Raw genomic sequence first — 915 nt, 5'->3', positions numbered from 1 at the left:
CTGACGAGCCTGCCGATCACGCTCTAGGCCGAAGTCGTGGCGGCCTGACAACCAAAATCCACATGCTCTGCGACGCCAGCGGGATACCGTTGCGCTTTCTCCTCTCTGGCGGTCAAGCCGGTGACATCAGCTACGCCCAACCACTGCTGGACGAGGTCAGCATTCCATCGAGCCGACGTGGCCGCCCGCGCAAGCGCTGTAAGTGGCTACTTGCCGACAAGGGCTACGACGCCGAAGCGCTACGCCGCTACTGCGACCAATATCGAATGCAGCCCGTCATCCCGTTGCGCTCGATGAAGCGCAAGCCCAAGCCTGGCTTACCCAGACTGTTCGACCGGCCCAAATACCGACAGCGCAACATCATCGAACGCATGTTTGGCTGGTTGAAAGAGAACCGCCGGATCGTCACGCGCTTCGACAAGCTCGCAAAAAGTTACGCCGCGATGGTTTCGCTGGCTTGTGTCCTGCGGTGTATGCGACGGCTTTTTTCAGACAGAGCCTAGGTAGTCAGGGCCTTGCTGCTTTTTACTAGCATTGAAATCTCCTTTTCCGTTCACCTGCCATCACACTTTAACAACTTTTAGAATCTCATATGCCCCAGTGTCGGTCACGGTGCTGAATAGCAAGTAATATCCGGAGGGATGCTGTCACACCTCTGGACGCCAGCGATGAGGATCATCGTCGTGAAGTGCTGCCGGCCTACAGCCTGTTCGACAACTTGGTCAAGCAGGCATTTGGTTAGGCTGGCGGGCGTCTAGAGCGGCTGCGGGCATTGTTTATCGCTCGGAACTTGTCCTAGGCTCTGTATGAAAAGTCTTGAGACGAAGGTCAGGCAAGGCGAAAACAGCCGAGGAACGGTCGGAGTCGCGTTCGACTTTACGGGTTGTAAATGAGCATTCCGACCGGGCTGCGATC

1 protein-coding gene is annotated in these 915 nt (G+C 56.6%); it reads left to right on the top strand.

Translation table 11 applies throughout. The features are described from left to right. The coding region (locus tag ACF8R3_RS10320) for an IS5 family transposase (RefSeq protein ID WP_392515568.1) at positions 1 to 503 on the top strand (503 nt) is incomplete at its 5' end. Positions 504 to 915: the final 412 nt, after the last annotated feature.

This window comes from Pseudomonas sp. FYR_7 (assembly GCF_043106155.1).
Classification (GTDB): domain Bacteria; phylum Pseudomonadota; class Gammaproteobacteria; order Pseudomonadales; family Pseudomonadaceae; genus Aquipseudomonas; species Aquipseudomonas parafulva_B.
Note: the sequence above shows the minus strand (reverse complement) of the source record. Positions and strands in the feature narration are given on the sequence as shown.